An 18850-nucleotide genomic window follows, 5' to 3' on the forward strand; every position below is an offset into this window, starting at 1 on the left:
GTCATGGAATTACGCAAACTAGAAATTAATCAAGACAAATTAGCCATTGAGTTTTTTGGTGACTTAGACGCAAGTGGCTGTCGACAAGCACAACATCACATTGATGAAGTAATTCACGACAATCATCACAAAGAAGTCGAAATTAACCTACAGCACGTCCAATTTCTTGATTCTTCAGGGATTGGTGCCATTGTTTACTTATATAAGCGTCTAGTTGAACGTGAAAGAAGCATGAGTATTGAAAACGTATCAGGCCAACCTTTAGAAATCATGAGCTTGCTTCGTATTAACCATGCTATTCCCGTTAACTCAAAAGGACACTAAAAATACCGGTTTAAACGGAGGTTGGCATGGTAAATCTTATACGACGATATGTAGTAAGCGGTCTTGTTGTCGGCATGTTTGGTTGTTCGTCGTTTGACTACCCAGACCACGGAAAAGGTGGCTTGGCGGAAAACTATCAAGATATTTCAATTGAAAATTATCAGTTTTCCCCAGTCATGCCCGATGAGCCGTTAGGTCCAGAGCATGGGTTGAGGTTTGATTGGCAACTCACCAAGCTACACCTAGACGCGTTGATTCAAGAAGGCGCACGCTGGTGCTTTCCTGCAGCAGTAGTGCAAGCGCTTGAGAAGCAAAACAGAATCGCACGTGAGCTAGAAGGCGGACTTCTACTCGATGCAGCTAACGATCTGGTGATTCAACGTCGACGTTTAAACCAACTTGAACAGCAACTCGACTATGTATTAAGCCAAACCACTTGTACGCCACCCGATGATATTGAAGCATTGCGTAGCGATTTGAACGTCGTCGCTGAAATTTATGCACTCCTCAATATTGATAATCAATTTGCTGTCGATTCAGCAGAAATTAATCCAAAGTACATGGGACATTTGGCAGAAGCTGCCTACATTTTACGTGACCACCCTAACCTAACTCTTGTGGTGACTGGGCATGCCGATGTCACTGGCTCACCAGATTACAACCAGAAACTCGCTCAAGCGCGTGCAGAACAAGTGAAGCGTTACCTGACTGTATTTGGCATCACTTCAGAACGCGTAACCACCAAATCTGTGGGAGATAGCCTGCCGCTTTATGAAGGTGAAACACCTGCCGTGCGTTTAACCAATCGCCGCGTAAGCATCGAGGTTATTAGCACTAATTCAGATAGCGATACCTCAGTAAATCGCAATCTATCTGCAGGAGGTACGCTATGAACACGATGAAACCATTTATCACCTTAGTTCTTTTGTGCTTGGTTGCTTGGGTACCTACTTCGTCAGCAGATGAAAACAATACTGTTAAGGTCGGCGATTTAATTCAGATTAACCTACCTGGAGAAGCTTCTTTAAATAAAGGGTTTCAAGTCGATCGCCGTGGGCGTATTAACTTACCGGAAGTCGGCCCTGTATTTGTTGCTGGATATAATGAGCAACAGCTCCAAGACGTGATTATCGAAACGCTAAAAACCGTGTATCGTGACGTAAACAACGCTCGAGTCTTTATCAAACAACAACAGTTATTAGTGTCGGTCCAAGGCTACGTGGTCAAACCCGGGGAATATACCTTACCTTCAGGTTCCAACATTCAAATGTTTGTATACGAAGCTGGCGGCCTTCGCGCTGGTGCTCAGCTCGATAAAATGATCGTTAAACGCGGCGACAAAAACATCGAGTTTGACTACAAACGTTTCCTTGATACTGGTGACAATAGCCAGCTCCCGGAATTGGAATCGCTGGACGTACTGTTTGTTCCAGCATCTCCACTCGTTGGGAATATTGAGCAAGAATTTGATGCAGCAAAACTCGCGAACTCAGGCGACAGCGCAGACTCCGCTCGTGCCATCAAAGTCTTTGGTGAAGTTAATGCTCCCGGCTCATTCTCTTACAAACCGAACACCACGCTCGTTGATGTCGTGATGAGAGCTGGCGGCGTAACACGATATGCCAGTGTTGAGCAAATTCGCGTGATCACAAATAACAACCCAACCATGTTTAATCTAAAAAAGTATCTGGATACGGGTGATCAAAGCTTACTACCAGAAATCCTACCGGGTGCCACCATTTTTGTTCCAAAACAGGAAGAAGAAATCAAAGCGGGTGCAAATGTGGTTTATGTCATGGGTGAAGTTGCTCACCCTGGCGCGTATGAAGGAAAGCAAGACGCTAGCTTCATGGATATTCTCGCCAATGCAGGCGGGCCTACTCGCTATGCAGAATCTCGCCAAATTCGTGTCATAAAAGCCGATGGTAAGGTCATCAAATTCGACCTAACCGCGCATACCGAGGGGCTGTCTTCGGTTAGACCACCGAATGTCGGACCTGGAGACGCGATTTTCGTCCCTGAGAAAACCGATTTCAACGAGAAGTCATGGCTAAAAGTGGCGCCAAGTCGAGCGGTCGCTGTGATGGGAGAAGTCGTGCGCCCGGGACGTATTGAATGGTCAGACGAAATGGATTTAATTGATCTGCTTGCGCATGTTGGCGGCCCAACACGTCGAGCTGACACCACCAAAATTGAAGTCGCCAATAATGGTCAAATGACACAGTTCGATTTAGATCAATACATTTTAGATGGCTCACCAACATCGAATCTGCCCCGAGTTGCTGCTGGTACGGTCGTAAGAGTCCATGCATTACCTGACGATCCATCAGACAACAAATCGCAATGGGTAAGCCAGAGCTCTGATGCCTCGATATATGTTTTCGGTCAAATCAATGCCCCTGGCCGCTATCGCTTTACTGAAGAGATGCACTTTCTGGATATTCTATCTGCCGCCGATGGACCAACAATGGATGCCGATATTCACAATATTCGTGTGACGCACCGAGGCCTAGGCTATGCCAAAGTGAGTAAATTGAATTTGTCGATGTACTTTGAAACAGGCGATGAGTCCATTCTGCCCCACGTTCGTCCCGGCGATACCATTTACATTCCGGAAAAAAACAAAAACTGGTTGGATCGCTCCAAAGAATCCACCGTGCGTGTATTAGGTGAAGTAAGAGACCCTGGGCGCTATGTATTTAATGACAACATGACGGTACTCGACTTGCTGGCCGAAGCAGGAGGCCCGACAAACAATGCGTATCTTGAAAAAATCAGTGTGGTCAACATGTCTTGCTGTCAGGGCCAAGCTCGAACATTTGATTTGGTGAACTTTAGCAAAACCGCCAACATTTATGATTTACCAGTCATCCGTGCAGGCGACACCATTTACATTCCACATAAAGACGAAAGCTTTGCTGAAAAAGCAAGAGCCGGATTAAGAGATATTTTACAAATCACCACAACCATCGTGTTAATAGGAGCGTTGTAATGACTATTCCTGCCACTCACGCTGAGATTGAGCAAATTTATCTTCAGAGTGAACAGAAAGGCCACAAAACGATTTGTGTTGTGGGTTGTAAGTCTGAAGACGGCGTCACTTCCGTTGCTTCATCTCTAGCAGAGCGTCTGGTTTTAGCTGGACACAATACTTTGTATGTGGATCTTAACCTGTTCAAGCCCGCGTATCGCACCATTCACGAGTTTGATGATGCCGAAAAAGTTGGCCACCTGATCACAAGAGAAAATACGCATCAAACCTTAGTCGGTCTCCCTGCTCCATCTCTCGCCAGCACTCAATTGGCGTACCGAGACCCGACGATGCTGAAGCGCAATATTGCAGAGTGGTTAACGCAGTACGAGCGTGTCGTGATAGACACATCTCCACTTCTGAGTGTCAACCGAAGCAATATTGCCCCTCAAGTGATTGCGGGCGTATGTGATGCCACCTTATTAGTCGCACATTATGGCTCTACGACGGCAACCCAACTCGAACAAGCCAAAAAACTACTTGATGCTAGCGATGCGAATTTGATTGGTTCCGTGCTGAACATGAAGCATACACCAAGCCTGAAAGATGAATTGATCCGCCAAGTTTCCAAGCTACGCTTTTTACCCAAAAAGTGGAAAGAAAAGATATCTCAACAAATTAAGAAAAGTGAACTATTTATGTTATAGGGAGCGCCAATATGACTGCAAATAACACACCGACTATCGAACAAGAATTGGTGGATGAACACATTCTCCAGCAAATGATCAAAGATACGTGCGCCGAAATCATCCCTACGCTGATTGAACATTATATTGAAGAGTCACGAGAGCGCATGGAGAAAGTAGAGCAAGCATTAAGCGCGAAAGACCTCCAAACATTAGAGTTCGAAGTTCATACACTCGGCAGCTCTGCCCTTGCTTTAGGTAACCGAACGCTTTCCAGACAAGCAAGAATGATTGAGAAATATTGTGTGGAAGGGAAAACACTAGAAGCATTGGCTCTCTGTGAGTCTCTTTCCCAGCTGGCAAATGAATCGTTTGACGCGCTAGAAAAGCGAAAAGATCAAGGATTCGAGTAACAGTTTCAATGATAAATTATCTTATGAATCATCGCACTTATTAAAGTGCGATGCCGATATCATCTAAGATATTTACAATTTAACTTAATCAATTAAAAAGTATGGATTTTTCGCAAATTTCCCACCTTGTGCTAATACTTAGATAACGCTTTTCTCAAATTGAGAATATTCAGCACTAGAGAGCACTAAGTCATATAACTCGCTCATCACGCCAAATACAAATAATAGTGCTGACAAAAATCATAAAAGTGAAACGAACTACGTTGGGATAGGACTATGAGACCAAGGGTGTTACTGGTAGAAGACTCTACTTCACTAGCCATACTTTATAAGCAGTATGTCAAAGACGAACCTTATGACATTTTTCATGTCGAAACAGGTCGCGAAGCAATTCAATTTATTGAAAGAAGCAAACCTCAGCTCATCATTCTCGATTTGAAACTGCCAGATATGTCTGGTGAAGACGTGTTGGATTGGATCAACCAGAATGACATTCCTACCTCCGTTATTATTGCTACAGCGCACGGCAGCGTAGACTTAGCCGTTAACCTAATTCAAAAAGGTGCGGAAGATTTCTTAGAAAAACCTATTAACGCCGATCGCCTAAAAACTTCTGTTGCATTACACCTCAAACGCGCCAAATTGGAAGATTTAGTAGAAAACATTCAGTCCAAGTTTGATCGCCATAACTATCACGGATTTATCGGTTCAAGTCTTCCAATGCAGGCGGTATATAAAACTATTGATGCCGTTGCTCCAACATCTGCCAGTGTCTTTATTGTGGGTGAAAGCGGCACAGGTAAAGAAGTCTGTGCTGAAGCCGTGCACCGTCAGAGCGACCGTAAAGACAAACCTTTTATTGCTATAAACTGCGGGGCTATCCCACGAGATTTAATGGAAAGTGAGATTTTTGGCCATGTTAAAGGCGCATTTACCGGAGCCACAACAGACCGAAAAGGTGCTGCGACGCTGGCTCACGGTGGTACGCTTTTTCTCGATGAACTGTGTGAAATGGAACTTGAGATGCAAAAGAAGTTGCTCCGTTTTCTTCAAACAGGAACCTACACACCGCTTGGTGGCACTCGAGAGATGAAGGTGGATGTTCGAATCATTTGTGCCACCAACCGAGATCCATTAACAGAAGTGGAAGAAGGTCGTTTTCGTGAAGATTTGTATTACCGCGTACACGTAATACCTATCGATATGCCCCCTCTGCGCGAGCGAGGAAGTGACATCGTCACGCTAGCCAAGCACTTTTTGACCACTTATGCCAAACAGGACAAAAAGAAATTCTCAACAATCGACAGCGAAGCTCAACATATCATCAAGCACTACGAATGGCCGGGTAATGTAAGGCAATTGCAAAACATCATACGTAACATTGTAGTGCTTAATAATGACGAAAAAGTCACGGTGAATCACCTACCCGCTCAACTGACTAGAAAGTCTAAAACGGTGAGAACATCCACTCCCACACATGTAACTCAAGAGCCAGCAAACCCTACAACAATAACATCCCAACCTGTGTATGTTGAGGAACAGTCGGCCCCCGCTAGAGAGCCGTCAATACCGACACCGGAACCTAACATACAATCCTCAGCGGCTGCCTCGCCGTACTTTAACTCTGATGGAACCATTCGCCCTATGTGGCAAGTGGAACGTGAGGCGATTCAAAACGCAATCGCATACTGTGATGGCAACGTTCTCAATGCCGCCGTAATGCTGGAGCTAAGCCCATCTACGGTTTACCGAAAAAAACAAGCGTGGGAAGCGGATGAAATTAATCTCGAACAATCTTGAGAAACCTGACGTTGGTGAAATTTGGATTTTTCTTGATAGCCGCCTGTTTGGCGGTATCGAAAGTCACGTCATAGAGCTTGCTCGTGGATTAATGACATTTGGGCACAAAGCACGTGTTGTCTTAACGACTGAGTACTCGCCACCAGCACAGATTGTAGAAAAAGCAGAAGAATCCACCATCCCTGTGAGTTACTTGAACCATTTGTCTGGTGAGCCACATAAGGCATTAAAGATCAAACACCTAACAAGCGCGGTCGCCAATCACCAACCATCGGTCATTCACTCCCACGGTTACAAAGCGTCAATCTTAGCGCGCTGTGCCAAGCTACTCACGCGCACATTTCCTCGCTTGATTTCAACTTATCATGCAGGAGAATCATCCTCGGGCAAAATGTGGCTCTATGATTGGCTTGATAGAAGTTCAGGCTACCTCTCTAACCACTGCTTTTCCGTCAGCCCAAGCATTCAGCGCAAAGTCATTTTCCCTTCGGAACTGCTGAATAACTTTGTTTCGATTCCCGATTGTAATCTCAACTATCAAGAAATCGCCTTCGTCGGCCGATTGAGCCAAGAAAAAGGTGCCGACCAATTTATCGAAGTAGCTAAGCTCTGCACAACACTGCATTTTAGTGTTTTCGGTGATGGACCAGAAAGAGAATCACTCGCCCAAATTGCCCCTTCAAATGTGACATTTTTCGGTCATCAAACTGAAATGGAGACCGTTTGGAAAAACATTGGCGTGCTGGTAATTTCTTCTCGCTATGAAGGCCTGCCTATGGCGGCGCTTGAAGCAATGGCTAGAGGAATAGTCGTGATGAGCCTACGCGTGGGTCGCTTGCCCGATATTATCCAAACTGGCGAAAATGGCTTTATTGTCAATGACATCCCATCTCTCGCTCAATGCCTTAAACATTGGATGTCTCTTGATGAAGAGCAGCAATCTCTCATTCGTCAAAACGCTCGGCAGACCATTATTGATGATTTCTCGGCGCAAAGCGTTATTCCTGTATTGCTACGAAAATATCAAATTGAAACGGAGCAATAAGCCATATTGGTTCTCAATATGAGAATATTGCTTACCCCCTTAAGGCCAAGCACAAATATCTAATAATATTCAAACACATAAACTAATGGCATATTTTGGCATCTCTGTTGCAACTCAGCAGTTAACACAAGTTAATGATGAGACAGAGGTGACTTATGACTACTCCAAAACGCATTCTATATGTTCATTATGGTGATAACTGGATTCGCGGCAGTGAAGTGGTACTTCTGGATCTCATCTCAGGGATTGACCGTGATAAGTTTGTGCCATTCGTGTGGTCAAACTGCCAGCCACTAATCGATAAGTGTCAATCGCTCGGAATTGAAGCGGAACATTCTGTTTTCAATCTCGTTGGTGGCTGGAGTGCACCTCGCTGGGATATTAGCGGATGGAACAGCCTTATCAAACAGGGCTCAGCACTGATCGAAAAACACAATATCGACTTGGTACACGTTAATAGCGGTGGTCCTTGTCAATGGATGTGCTTGGCTGCACGCATGAATCACATCCCACTTGTCACCCAACTTCATTGTCACTATACATTGCGAGATCGCTTCTCTCTTGGGCTACACCTCTCCCCAAAATTGATTTGCGTTAGTAAAGATGTCGGTCGTGAAATTATTCAGGATGGTTACCCAGAAGACCAGCTTTATGTTGTGCACAACGGTGTATCGCTTCTGGGCTCTGATACGCCCATTGATATCAAGGCTCACCTCGGAATACCTCCACAAGCGTTTACCTTTCTCTCGGTAGGTTCGTTGATTAAAAGAAAAGGATTCGACCGCCTTATTCGCGCTATGCGCATGCACAATTACCATCACGATAATCCTCATCTTGTTATCGTTGGCGATGGCGAGGAAAGAGAAACATTGCAACAACTTGCTTCGGATCTCGGTATCCAAGACAGAGTCCACTTTGTCGGGGAAAAAAGCAATGCTGGTGCATGGATGTCTGGGAATGCAGACGCTTTTATTAGCGGCGCCTACGAGGAAGCCTTTGGTCTCGTATTAGGGGAAGCGGCTTTAGCCCAATTACCTATCGTGGCTCCTAAAACAGGAGGTATTCCTGAGTTGTTCGAGCATAATCACTCTGCGCTACTGTACCAGAATCGCGGAATGGCAGGCTTATTAAACGCTATCCAACAAGTCATGCAAGATGTAGCTCTAAGAAACAAGCTAGCTGAAAACGCCTATCTTCATGCTAGCCAAAACCTCACGACTGCAGCATCCATAAGCGCCATTGAACGTATTTATGAAGGTGAGCTTGAGAACAACAGTATTACACCAATGCCAATGACTCACTGCATGAAGCCTCTTTCACGCTGGTTGAGCATCAATTGAGGAGCCCAGTCATGAAACGTGTATTAATGTTCGACGCCATCCCAATGCAAGGTGGTTCTAAGATTGCGAATGCAGAGCTCCTCAAACAGTGCGATAAACTGAACGTAATTGGTTATCTGCTGACCACGAATCCAGAGCATTGGGAGTCACTGCTTAGTGATACGCCTCGTGTGCAGATTATCAAAATCAAACCATCACCATTGAGCTCCACTCATGGCCTCACTTACTGGTTAATGAACGCGTATTACTTTATCCAACTGATTTTTGCGTGCATGAAACTACCAAAGATAGATAGCTTTTTAGGTCTATCTTGCCCAAGTAATGATATGCCTTTGTACTTACTGAGATTAATCAGCAAAAAGCCTGTTGTACAAATGGTTCATGGTCCAATTGGTCGTTCAAGATCTTCCGGCTACTGCTTGGTAAAAGCATCCGCAATTTATTACTTGGCAAACACCCGAGAATCGATGCTAGAGGCCTTACAGGTCTACCTCAAAACAGAGAAGCCAGCCACTGAACGCTATTGGTGTGGTTTGAATGCGTCTACGTTTGTTAACGGACTATCGAGAGACCGCTGGCCAAAACAAGCAAATCCGATTTCAAACCGCGTCTTCTGGGCAGCGAGCTTACTAAAATGGAAGAACATCGATCTTTTTCTTGATGCTTTAACACTTGATAAGACAAAAGAGATCAAATCTACCGTGTGTTACATCAAACCAAATGTGGCAGGTGTGGAATATTCAACACCAGACTTCACCACAAAAGGTGTTGAATGGCATGAGTGCCCAGATAACCTAGGTGACCTACGCTCTCAGTGTGGTGTGTTTGTTTCCACCAGTGTTAACGAACCTTTTGGGTTATCCATTTTAGAAGCTCTCGCAGCAGGCATGTGCATCGTCATCCCACATGATGATAGCTACTGGGATCGCGTATTAACGCACGGCCGCAATTGCATCAAGTACACACCAAACAATGTGGCGTCGTTACATAACGCAATTCGCCTTTTGAATGAGTCTCCATGGATGAAAGTGACAATGGGTATCGAAGCACTCAACGTTTCTCAACTTTATACGGCCGAACGTTGTTATCTGCCAATCGCTCAGCACCTTGCAGCAGAATCCGCACCGAATGGCGATTGTAAACTCAAAACACCGCGATACATCAAAGGATATGACCATGTCTAAAGCAATGACCAATATGTCGCTGTTCGCTATCGCGTTAGTGATAAACAAAAGCATCAGCTTAATCATGCTGCCAGTATTGCCCCACTTTCTCTCACCAGAACAAATGGGCAAGCTTGAACTGCTTACCACCTTTGGCGTTGTCACAACCTTATTCGTCAGTTTCGCTTTGCATGAAGCGCTGTATCGATTCGTCGGGGTTGAAAAGGATCAAAATACGCGCACAAGCCTTCTAAACCAGCTGTACTCACTTGCTTTGTTCATCGCTGGTATCGTGGCTTTATGCCTACTCGCTATCATTATGCTCGCGCCTATTCCTGCACCTTTTACGCGCGTCGAGTTTGCTATTGTTATGTTTGCTATCGTTCTAGAAGGCAGTATCGCAATCGGCACAGCTTGGTTGAGAACACAGGACGACAAAGCAAGAACCCTACTTAACGTCATGGTGACTACCACTGTTTTTCAGGTCATTTTCATCATCACGGCACTGTCTATTCACCCACATGTCATTTCTGTTTTATGGGGTGGCTTGTTGGCTGCTATTACTCAGTTTGTCTGGCTGCACATCATTAACCGCTACAGCATGACTCTTCCAAATCTGACAGTGGCGAAACAATACCTAAATTACTGTCTGCCAATGATGATGGCTGGATTGGTTTCGTTTTGTCTCAATGGCGCTGAACGATGGTTCATCGGCGCGAACGCCTCACTTGCGACATTAGGGATTTACGCGATAGCCGTAAAATTTGCGGTTGGCATGTGTATTTTAGTTCAGCCATTTGGCATGTGGTGGATGCCACGTCGATTTAATTACCTAGAAGCGCGTAGGAGTACAGAAGCTGTGCGCATCACTCATCTAGGTATGATTTACATTACCGGTTTAAGTGTTGCAGTCGGCACATTAGCAATGGTGATGATCACTTACCTGTTACCAGAAACCTATCATGAGGCGGTACTGTTCAGCTTGTTCTTACTGCCTATCGCCATGCTAAAAGAGTGGAGCGAACTCATTAATATTTCCATTTTGTACAAGCGTCGTACTCGCTGGTTACTGGGTATTAATGTCGTCTCAGCATGCGTTGCAATTGCTTTGCTGTTTGGCCTGTCGTCCCTGGGTATCTATGGAGTTTTCATTGCGCTTTATTACGCTCAACTGTGTAAGCTTGGCCTTACTTATGTGGTAGGCCAACAATGCATGCCGTTGCCTTTTCACCTAAGTCTGATGGTTTTATTGCAGATTATCTCCGGTGTGGCACTGTTCCTGCTTCACTCTTCACAATCAATAGGCATCGCCATCGCAATTTGCATTTTGACATGCACTTTGCTGGCAGGGATAGCCACTCGCTATATGAGTACAGAGACGCTAAATGCGCTCACTCGATACATGGTGAAATGGCGTGGACAGGTGAAGAGATACTCGTTATGACTGAAACCAAGGTGAGAAGAAAGCAGTCCATCGCAGCGCTGACGATTACCGTCTGTATCGGCCTGCTTTGGATTGTTATGCCTCACCCTATTTTGATCGTCGCACTATGTTTCGCCCCACTGGCTTTACTGTTCGTTCTCAACCAAACGTTTTGGCTTGTCACGCTGTTCGTTATTTTTTCATTCTTCCGTATTCATGAAGCGTTTCCCGTTATCTATAACTTTAAGATCCCATTGCTACTATCATTGGGGGCACTGGCCGCACTTGCTTTCCACCTTTTGATAAGTCGCCAGCTTACGGCTTTTTGGCACCCTTCATTAAAATGGTTGTGCATATTTTGGGGGCTGGTGATCATCGGCATCGTCTTCGCCTCCAGTCGTGACATTGCCATTACAGTTTTCAAAAATACCTATTGGAAAATCATCATTATGACATTGGCGATCACCTGGCTTATTACCAAGCCTGCTCAGTTAGCACAAATGTCGAAAGCGATAATTTTCGCCGGATTGTTGATTGGTTTAGTCGCATTACAAAACGCAGCGAATGGCATTGATTTAGTGGAAGGGACGCGCGTATCGATTGGACGCTCCATAGGCTCAGTACTCGGCGATCCGAACGACTTGGCGCTGGTGTTAATGTTTCCTCTCGCCTTTACCGTTAGTCAGTTAATGGAGAAACGTTCACCTAAGCATCTCCGGCTCTTTGCACTTGTTACCTGTTTGGTATTGTTTTTTGCGATTATTGAGACACAAAGCCGCGGAGGCTTGTTAGGCTCTTTATCGGTATTTGCGTACTTTGCCTTTAAGCACATCAAAAGCAAAACGTTAGTCTTAGTACTAGGCGCCGTAGCAGCCATCGTACTCTACGCATTTGCTGGTATCTCAGGGCGAGAATCGGGTGGCGCAGCCGAGGATGGTATAGATGCCTCTGCGATGGGGCGACTTTACGCGTGGGAAGCCGCATTTAAAATGGCTCTCCACCATCCGTTAACTGGGGTTGGGCTTGATAATTTCTACTTTAATTACTATTTCTATAGCCCTCACTGGGATGGCATCAATCACGCCGTACACAGTACTTGGTTTGGCGTATTAGCGGAAACGGGGTTTGTTGGACTCGCCGTGTTCATTACATTGATTGTGTCATTGATTCGAACCTCTTTGCATTCTATTTCACTACTGACGCCAACATCGGATTACACCCTATCTGTTGGAGCAAATGCAGTCTTAAGTGGGCTGATCGGGACCATCGTATCAGGCACCTTCCTCACTCAAGGTTTCACTTGGCCAATATACATTCTGGCGGCATTAACGGTAGTCGTTAGCCGAATCGTTCAAAGTGATTGTCAAAATGAGAAACCCTAATTTCAAATACCAACAGAAAGCCCAATCACCTGTTTTATAACAAATAAATCCTTGGCACGTATTGTGATTACTCTCTTGATTAGTAATCAAATAACAAAGACTCAAGGAGAGCCACATGACAGACATCGTAGTATTTGGAGAAGATTTTGGCGGGCTACCCTCCTCCACTCAACACATTGTCAAACGACTAGCAACGAGCCACCGCATCCTTTGGGTGAACTCAATCGGTCTGCGTCAACCTAGGCTGACCGCTAAAGACATGCAACGTGCGTTAAACAAGCTCACTCGTGTCTTTAATAACGCTGGATCACATAAGCCAACGTTAGAGTCTGAAATAAACCCAAATATTCACACCATTAACCTACTCACTATTCCTGCTCCAAGTTCTGCGCTGGTAAGAAAAGTAGCGGCTAAGATGATGAAATACCAGCTCAATAAACAGTTACACGCTCTTGGTTTTGATAAGCCTATATTTTGGACATCGCTCCCGACGGCAGCAGATGTTTGTGCGGAAATGAATTCACGTGGGCTAATTTACTATTGTGGCGATGACTTTAGCGCTTTAGCTGGTGTTGACCACGACACGGTTGCCAAGCATGAACGTACACTGGTTAACGCGGCTGATGTGATTTTTACAGCAAGTGACAAACTCGCTACTCAATTTCCATCTGGTAAAACCGTCACTTTACCTCACGGTGTCGACTTTAGCCTGTTTTCTGAGCCAGCACCTAAGGCTGCAGATTTACCTAATAATGGTCGCAAAGTGCTGGGCTTTTATGGCAGTTTGTCTGAATGGTTAGACTACGACTTAATTGCCCAAGTCGCAGACCAAGCGCCTGACTGGGATCTCGTGTTCATCGGCCCCAACGAGTTCAGTGACAATCCACTTCCACAAAGAAGCAACGTATACTATCTGGGCCCGAGAGCGCATCACACTCTGCCACGTTACTCCCAACACTGGGATGCCAGTTGGTTGCCCTTTGTTGATAACGCTCAAATCAAGGCATGTAATCCGCTTAAACTTCTTGAGTACTTGGCAACAGGAACCCCTGTTATCAGCACACCGTTTCCTGCATTAATGCCCTACAAACATATGCTTCATGTGGTTCAAGATGTCGAAGACGTGCGTGCCAGTCTCGATCACCTCCTACCGCCACCGACAGATTCAAAGTCATTTGTTCAACAGCAAAGCTGGGAAGCAAGAGCCAACCAAGTTGATAAATTAGTGAGGGCGCTATGAACGATTTAAGAGAAAACCTCAGCGTACTGTTACATGGTGCTTGGAGACGTCGCTACATGATCGTTATTCCTATGCTTGTATTGCCTGTGCTGGGTTTCATCGTAAGTAAACTGGTTCCGACGACTTATGTCGCTCATACAAGTATGCTTATCCAAGAGACAGCGAAAATGAACCCATTCCTTCAAGATCTTGCCGTCTCAACCATGCTGAAAGATCGATTGAGCGCACTCAGTACCTTGCTAAAAAGCCGACATGTTTTGTACTCAGTTGCCAAAGAACAAGCGCTGATTAGTGGCGAAATGAGTGCCAAAGAGCAAGAGTTCATCATTAAAGATCTCGCGTCGCGTTTGTCTGTTCAGCAGCTTGGTAAGGACTTCATTCAAATCCAACTACGAAGTGGCAAACCGAATGGCATGGAGTCGATGTTACTCTCCGTCAGCGAACATTTTGTCGAACAGCTTTTAGCTCCTGAACGATCTTCAATTAAAGATTCAAGTCACTTTTTAACCATCCATATTAATAAACGCAGAGAAGAGCTGGATAAAGCAGAGCAAGCGTTCGCGGAATACAAGAATACTTACTCTCACGCGACGCCTGAAATGCAAGCACAAAGCCTGACTCGTCTGGCAAGCCTTAAACAAACCTTGGCAGAAAAAGAAGCGGAGCTTGCTGGTGTTACCCGAAGCCTAGGTAGTTTGGACCAACAACTTTCTAAAACCAACCCGGTTATCGGTAAGCTTGAAGAACAAATCATAGACATTCGTAGTGAGCTCACTTTGCTTCGCGCCAAGTACACTGAGGCGCATAGCATGGTTCAAGGCAAGCTACGAGAGTTAAACCGCTTGGAGCAAGAGCGCTCAGTACTATTGAACTCTAAACAACCGGAATTAAACAGCGCCCAACTTTGGGATATCGCAAGCAATACCACCGTAAACAGTCTTGGAGAAGCTCAGCCTCTTCTGGTCTCTCAGCTTCACCAACTGCAAATTATGCGCGGACGCTTTGAAGCCCTCACAGAAGAAACAAATAGCTTACGAACAATGATTCAAGAGTTAGAAAGTAATGCGCATCGATTTGGTAGCACAGCAACAGAAATCAACCGCCTAGCTCGTGATGTAGCGGTAAAAAGAGAAATGTATGATGACCTTGTAGAGCGTTATGAAATGGCTCAATTAACTGGTTCACTTGGCGTATTTGAAGAGAATAAACGCGTGAAAATCATTGATGAACCTTTCACACCAACCATTCCGTCTAACTTACCTAGTTTTGTGTTTGTCATTTTAGGGTTTATCGGTGGCGCGGGTTTGGGCATTGGATTAGCGACGATACTTGAGTTAGCCGATAACTCTATCCGCTCTAAAAGAGCATTAGAAAAGCACCTTGGCGTTCCTGTGATCACCACTCTACCTAAAGTGGTATACGGAAGCTAACAGCCGTTAACACTCCATTACAAGCACTCGTTCAGCGAGTGCTTTTCTTTTTGTGCTTATTCTAACTCCGTGTAAGGTTTCCACTAATATGAATCTCAAATTGAGAATAAACATAGCCCTTCATATGCGTTTACATTAACCCCATGTTTTTAAACACTTAATTTATTGGCACGCAGTCTGCAATTCCTAAATAAACAAAGAACTCAACGAGGGTTTGAGAATGGAATTCAGACAAAAACAAAATAGCAGTCAACGCAATAAAAAAGTGATATTACACGTCGTGCAGCACTTAGCTCCTGGCGGTTTGGAAACGCTCGTATTAGAGATGCTTCGTTTTGCGCAACCGAATCATTCCGTGTTTGTCGTAAGTTTAGAGGGAAGCAAAGCGCAAACACTGCAATGCTGGTCAAAACTCTCGGCCTACCAAGGCCAACTGCACTTTCTCAATAAGAAACCTGGATTCAGCGGGACAACCATCAGTACGCTGACTTCCATGCTCAAAGGACTTAAGCCTGATGTAGTCCACACTCACCATATCGGTCCACTCTTATATGGTGGGATTGCGGCACGCTTAGCGCAGGTGCCAGTAATTATCCATACTGAGCACGACGCCTGGCATCTGAATAACAGAAAGTCAGCTCGACTGCAGTCCCTACTGCTAAAAATGATTCGTCCACATGTGGTTGCCGATGCGAACTTTGTCGCCGAACAAATCCAGACAAAACTGAATTACCGCAAAGTCTGCACCATTCACAATGGAATCGATTGCCAGAAATTTCAAAGCGGTAATCAAGCAACCAAGAGAAACTTGTTTGGGCTTCCAGCCAACAAAACCGTGATTGGAGTGGCTGGACGTTTAGAAGCAGTTAAAGGCCATAAAGTGCTTATCGAAGCCTTCTCTCATCTTACGCCAAACACACATCTAGCCATTGCTGGAGATGGTTCTCAGAGAGCTCAATTGGAAGCACAAGCTAGAACGTTAAAACTTGAGGATCGCGTTACCTTTTTAGGCTTGGTCGATGATATGCCCAGCTTTTACCAAAGCCTCGATTTATTTTGTTTACCGTCGCTTCAAGAGGGTTTCCCCCTCTCAACACTAGAAGCTCAAGCATGTGACATTCCTTGTGTCGCAACCGATGTTGGTGGCGTGAAAGAGACGCTCTGCCCGATTAACAGCACATTGGTTGAAGCTAACCGAGTGTTCTCTTTGGCGGAAGCTTTGTCGCTGCAATTGAAATCAACCCATGGTTCTCCTCGAACTTTTATTCTCAAACATTTTGATATCAGAGACATGGTGAGTCGCTACTCACGCTTGGCCAAGGAGGCTAGCTATGAATGATTTACTTTGGATTACAGGTTTTGGTTTATCCGCATTTTTGATTGTCTATCATCATGTTGGTTATCCATTGCTACTTAAATGGCTTCCTTTAAAACAGCAAAAAACCACAGCACCATTTGTAGAGCGAGCTTACAAAGCCTCTCAAACAGACAGTCAGTTACCATCTATTACTGTCATCGTGCCCGCCTACAATGAAGAACAATGGATAGCAGAAAAGATCCGCAACCTTGCGAGCTTAGATTACCCAAGAGATAAATTGAAAGTGGTGATCGCATGTGATGGCTGCACAGATAACACAGCCGAGATTGCTCAAGCTACGATTCAAGAAGCAATCTGCTCCGATACACTGTTCATCATTAATGACCACCAAGTCAATCGCGGTAAAGTTGCCCTACTCAACGAAGAAATGCGTCATGTTAACTCGGACATTACCGCACTAAGTGATACATCGGCATTGATTTCTTGCGATTCTCTGTTGCTAGCTAGTCAGCATTATCAAAATGAGAAGGTTGGAGTGGTTAACGCGACATATCAAATAATGAGTACCGATAACCAAGGTGAAGCCGCGTACTGGCAATACCAGTCTCGAGTGAAGCACCAAGAATCCTTGCTAGGTTCAACGATTGGCTCTCACGGTGCGTTTTATACATTCAGAACCCACCTATTTGAACCACTTGAAGTCAGCACCATCAATGACGATTTTATTCTCCCTATGAGAATCGTTTTGCGAGGCTATAACGCTATCTACGAACCTAACATGCTGGCTCTTGAACTCGAACAAAGCTCAGACGACGCAGACTTCAAGCGACGCCTAAGAATTTCAGCGGGTAACATGCAGCAGCTCATGCAATTAAAGCAATTACTGCTACCTCGCTATCGTGGCACTGCCTTTGCATTTCTATCGGGAAAGGTTCTGCGCTTAGCAACACCCTATTTGATGATTGTTTGCTTGGTTTGTTCACTACTACTGGCACACAACCCGCTTTTTCAAGTAATGCTGCTCGCTCAAGCCTGTGTTTATGGTATCGCACTTGTCACTTACTTGGTGCCTGCACTTAACACAGTCAAGCCTTTTAAACTGATTAGCTACATCGTCATTGGTCATCTCGCCAATTTCATCGGCGGTATGAAGTATTTGCTAGGAATGGAAAATGGACGTTGGAAACGCGTCAACCAATAAGGAAAGCATCATGAAAAACTCACGCTACGATTCAAATGTATGCCACGCGAAAAGAACGTTTGATGTACTGGTTGCAATGTTTATTTTGCTCGTCACTGCACCACTATTCCCATTTATCGCGCTAGCTATAAAAATCACATCAAAAGGCCCAGTGATCTATCGTCAACTGCGTGTTGGGCGCTGTACACCAGAAAAAATGGATCTTTTTCAAATCATGAAGTTTCGCACCATGTATATTGATGCGGAGCAACGCTCCGGTGCAGTTTGGGCAACCGAGAATGATCCTCGAATCACACCAGTAGGACGTTTTTTACGTAAGACGCGTTTAGATGAGTTACCACAGCTGTTTAATGTGCTGAGAGGTGAAATGTCTATGATCGGGCCACGTCCAGAGCGCCCTGCTTTCTACCAAAAGTTGGAAGATGAAATCCCTTATTTTGTAGAACGCACATATGGCGTATTACCAGGAATTACAGGCCTAGCGCAAGTTAACCAAGGCTATGATGCTTGCATTGAAGATGTACGACGTAAAGTTGGTTTTGACCACAGTTACGCACTCAGCTTAGGTTCGTTCTACTCTTGGATTTCAATGGACCTTTCAATCATGAGCAAAACATTCGTTGTGATGATTGACGGACGAGGTCAGTAACCCCCTGGTTCTGGTAACGGTCACTCTTGCCACTGGCGTCGCATCTTTTCGATGGTCGCTGGTGGCACATCATGAATGCTTTGATACGCTCCGCGACACACCTTAACTTCCACCTCAATGCGCTTCTTCACGCAATAGTCCAAGTAACGCTTCATCTCCCAGTGACGAACAAACGTATTACTCACAATCACGACTTTCCCTTTGTTCAACCACTTTCGAGTTTGCTGAAAACACCATTCATGCGCTTGGGGTAACTCAGTTGGATTAAAGTGATAATCACCTTCATCATTTTCAAAATACATGTCAGCTTCAAAATGCTTAGCACCAAGCTCTATCGCCAATTGCTTTGCTAAGGTTGTTTTACCTGAACCTGGAAGTCCACGAATAAGAATGAGTTTAGCCAGTGACATAATGCTGTTAAATGAGGTGGGAATAAGCCCAAACTGTAACGGAATTATTGAAAAA

Annotated in this window: 17 protein-coding genes; 16 read left to right on the plus strand and 1 reads right to left on the minus strand. The window is 44.9% G+C overall.

Annotated elements, in window-relative coordinates; genetic code table 11:
• Positions 1–3: 3 nt before the first annotated feature.
• The 16 genes from NL644_RS13635 to NL644_RS13710 all read left to right on the plus strand — a co-directional run bounded on the left by NL644_RS13635 (position 4) and on the right by NL644_RS13710 (position 18385).
• Positions 4–324 carry an STAS domain-containing protein gene (locus NL644_RS13635; protein ID WP_005394270.1) on the plus strand — a complete coding sequence of 107 codons (321 nt, stop codon included), beginning with the start codon at positions 4–6 and terminating at the stop codon, positions 322–324.
• Between the two features lie 26 nt (positions 325–350).
• Positions 351–1217 (plus strand): OmpA family protein, encoded by an 867-nt coding sequence (locus NL644_RS13640; protein WP_253658494.1) that lies wholly within the window; start codon positions 351–353, stop codon positions 1215–1217.
• Complete coding sequence (locus NL644_RS13645) at positions 1214–3316, plus strand: SLBB domain-containing protein (protein ID WP_161445565.1); 2103 nt, start codon at positions 1214–1216, stop codon at positions 3314–3316. Before NL644_RS13640 ends, NL644_RS13645 begins: the two co-directional genes overlap by 4 nt.
• Positions 3316–4002, plus strand: a complete 687-nt coding sequence (locus tag NL644_RS13650; protein WP_053807396.1) for an AAA family ATPase — start codon at positions 3316–3318, stop codon at positions 4000–4002. The genes NL644_RS13645 and NL644_RS13650 overlap by 1 nt, the downstream gene beginning before the upstream one ends.
• A gap of 11 nt (positions 4003–4013) precedes the next feature.
• Entirely contained in the window at positions 4014–4394 is a 381-nt protein-coding gene (locus NL644_RS13655) for an Hpt domain-containing protein (protein ID WP_253658495.1), read from the plus strand.
• A gap of 276 nt (positions 4395–4670) precedes the next feature.
• Entirely contained in the window at positions 4671–6194 is a 1524-nt protein-coding gene (locus NL644_RS13660) for a sigma-54 dependent transcriptional regulator (RefSeq protein ID WP_046875250.1), read from the plus strand.
• The gene (locus NL644_RS13665; protein ID WP_253658496.1) at positions 6169–7239 is read left to right on the plus strand and encodes a glycosyltransferase family 4 protein; all 1071 of its coding nucleotides are present in this window, start codon (positions 6169–6171) and stop codon (positions 7237–7239) included. The genes NL644_RS13660 and NL644_RS13665 overlap by 26 nt, the downstream gene beginning before the upstream one ends.
• A gap of 155 nt (positions 7240–7394) precedes the next feature.
• Positions 7395–8579: a glycosyltransferase gene (locus tag NL644_RS13670; protein WP_253658497.1), complete on the plus strand. Its 1185-nt coding sequence runs from the start codon at positions 7395–7397 to the stop codon at positions 8577–8579.
• 11 nt (positions 8580–8590) lie between these two features.
• Entirely contained in the window at positions 8591–9763 is a 1173-nt protein-coding gene (locus tag NL644_RS13675; RefSeq protein WP_253658498.1) for a glycosyltransferase family 4 protein, read from the plus strand.
• Positions 9756–11186 (plus strand): lipopolysaccharide biosynthesis protein, encoded by a 1431-nt coding sequence (locus tag NL644_RS13680; RefSeq protein WP_253658499.1) that lies wholly within the window; start codon positions 9756–9758, stop codon positions 11184–11186. The genes NL644_RS13675 and NL644_RS13680 overlap by 8 nt, the downstream gene beginning before the upstream one ends.
• Positions 11183–12547: an O-antigen ligase family protein gene (locus NL644_RS13685; protein WP_006742945.1), complete on the plus strand. Its 1365-nt coding sequence runs from the start codon at positions 11183–11185 to the stop codon at positions 12545–12547. Before NL644_RS13680 ends, NL644_RS13685 begins: the two co-directional genes overlap by 4 nt.
• A gap of 115 nt (positions 12548–12662) precedes the next feature.
• Positions 12663–13787 carry a glycosyltransferase gene (locus NL644_RS13690; RefSeq protein ID WP_253658500.1) on the plus strand — a complete coding sequence of 375 codons (1125 nt, stop codon included), beginning with the start codon at positions 12663–12665 and terminating at the stop codon, positions 13785–13787.
• Complete coding sequence (locus NL644_RS13695; RefSeq protein ID WP_253658501.1) at positions 13784–15217, plus strand: chain-length determining protein; 1434 nt, start codon at positions 13784–13786, stop codon at positions 15215–15217. Before NL644_RS13690 ends, NL644_RS13695 begins: the two co-directional genes overlap by 4 nt.
• A gap of 220 nt (positions 15218–15437) precedes the next feature.
• Entirely contained in the window at positions 15438–16556 is a 1119-nt protein-coding gene (locus NL644_RS13700) for a glycosyltransferase (RefSeq protein ID WP_253658502.1), read from the plus strand.
• A complete protein-coding gene (locus tag NL644_RS13705; RefSeq protein WP_253658503.1) occupies positions 16549–17736 on the plus strand; it encodes a glycosyltransferase family 2 protein in 1188 nt (395 codons plus the stop codon). The genes NL644_RS13700 and NL644_RS13705 overlap by 8 nt, the downstream gene beginning before the upstream one ends.
• A gap of 10 nt (positions 17737–17746) precedes the next feature.
• On the plus strand, positions 17747–18385 hold the full coding sequence (locus tag NL644_RS13710; RefSeq protein ID WP_005394228.1) for a sugar transferase: 639 nt from the start codon (positions 17747–17749) through the stop codon (positions 18383–18385).
• Positions 18386–18405: 20 nt separating this feature from the next.
• Here NL644_RS13710 and NL644_RS13715 read toward each other — a convergent pair whose 3' ends face one another.
• Positions 18406–18795: an ATP-binding protein gene (locus NL644_RS13715; RefSeq protein ID WP_005394226.1), complete on the minus strand. Its 390-nt coding sequence runs from the start codon at positions 18793–18795 to the stop codon at positions 18406–18408.
• Between the last annotated feature and the right edge of the window lie 55 nt (positions 18796–18850).

It is taken from the genome of Vibrio sp. Y10_XG_PY6, from assembly GCF_024181795.1.
In the GTDB taxonomy this organism is placed as follows: Bacteria; Pseudomonadota; Gammaproteobacteria; order Enterobacterales; family Vibrionaceae; genus Vibrio; species Vibrio diabolicus.